Below are 1,732 nucleotides of genomic sequence, written 5' to 3' on the forward strand. Positions count from 1 at the left end.
ATCCCCAAGAGTCTTGCTATTAAAGGCAAATTATGAATTCTTGTTTAAATTTCAGCATAACATCTACGGAAGAGCCATAATTATAACTTCCGCATAAATATCTAAAGATGGCTCTTGAACCCGATTTGATAATTTCAGTGTTCTCACGATAGCTATTATTGGTTTCGATGGCTTAAATTGGTTGCAAGTCGAAAGTAAAAGATGAGTATAAAGCAACTAAGTGAGGTTAGTCACTAATCGTGCTAATTACAAGCTTAGTGAAGGCTAAGACAAGTGTATTGCTTTAGTCTCTGACCCAAGTTTTAGCTTGATTTTATACTCGATATCTTGATTATTTCAAGATTTTGACATTACCAGATATCTGCTTTTGTCGAATCTGAGAGGTGATTAATAACGGATAACAGCTTTAAATTTTAGGCTGTATTAAATATACCTTGCTGACTGGATTGCAGGGATTTTAAAAGTCAATTTCTATTTTGATGTCATTTTGGACATTGAGAGATTCGTTTGTGTTTTTTCGATTTATAACCCGTTTCTTTTAGATATTTGAGGATTCAATTATGTTGCGTCGTTCTTTGTTAGTTTCTGCTGTTTTGTTAGCTGGTAGTTTTGGTTTTGTAGGTAGTGCGAAAGCAGCACCAGGACCATCTGTAGATGCGACTGTTCAGTTTGGCGTTAGTTTGGGTAACACTTGTGTCTGGGGAACTACTCCTACAGTAGGAGTTTTAGCAGTTAATGGTGCTGACGATGGACTTGAAACTACTACTCCAGCCTCTGTTAATATTAACTGCAACGGGTCTGCACTTCTTACAGTTGCTGCTCCTACACAATTACCAGGTACTGGTGAAACAACAACCAACAATATTGCTACATTAACTACATCTATTGGTACTACAACTGATACGGGTACAGGTGTTTCAGTTACAAGCACTGGTATAAATGAAGATGTAACTGTATCAATGACAGCAGATACAGTTGCATCACCCCAAGTTGGAAGTTATAGTTACGAGGTAGTAGTTACTGCTGCACCTCTGTAAATTGCTTTCAGTCAAGAAAGAAGCCCAATTTTTCATTAGAATCCCGACTTTTTCAAAAGGTCGGGGTTCTTGTTTTTCAGAATTTATCAATACTTTAGTTAAATACTGTAGATTACACGGTTAACATTCATAGATAAATATTGCTACAAAAGAATCGCTAATTAGTATTTACGGAAAAGTTCGGAGTGAATACTGAAGAAATGAATAAGGGAAGCTATTAATTAAACTCTGTACGTACGAGTATAAGGGATTCTGGACAATTAAACAGACTTGATATAATTAGTAAATCGAAACTTTATTTAAAAAATAAAGTCATTTGATATAAATCTTAATTAATAAATAAAGATAGGATTAATAATGTTAATTTCTAGTCTAAAAACGGGATTATTCTCTATGCAGATACGCTCTACATTGTCATTTTGCACTGGATTATTATCTACAGTTATCTTATGGGCAGGAACTGCTCAAGCTCAGGTGAGTTTATCCCCAATGATAATTGAAGCCCAAAGCAGTCGAGGACAAGCAAAGGGCATAATTAATATTACCAATAATAGTGATGAAACATTTCGCGCTCGCGTTTATGCAGAGTCTTTTACTTATGACAAAGAAAAAGGTTTTCAAACAATACCATCAAGTCCAAATGATTTAAAACCTTATTTGCAATTTTCACCACGAGAACTGGTTGTGCCACCCAA

Annotated in this window: 2 protein-coding genes; both read left to right on the forward strand. The window is 35.2% G+C overall.

The features are described 5' to 3' along the window. Positions 1-560: 560 nt before the first annotated feature. A complete protein-coding gene (locus tag CK510_RS30020; RefSeq protein WP_095725075.1) occupies positions 561-1,037 on the forward strand; it encodes a hypothetical protein in 477 nt (158 codons plus the stop codon). A gap of 393 nt (positions 1,038-1,430) precedes the next feature. Then, the coding region (locus tag CK510_RS30025) for a fimbrial biogenesis chaperone (protein WP_510788927.1) at positions 1,431-1,732 on the forward strand (302 nt) is incomplete at its 3' end.

It is taken from the genome of Brunnivagina elsteri CCALA 953 (assembly GCF_002289455.1).
GTDB lineage: Bacteria > Cyanobacteriota > Cyanobacteriia > Cyanobacteriales > Nostocaceae > Brunnivagina > Brunnivagina elsteri.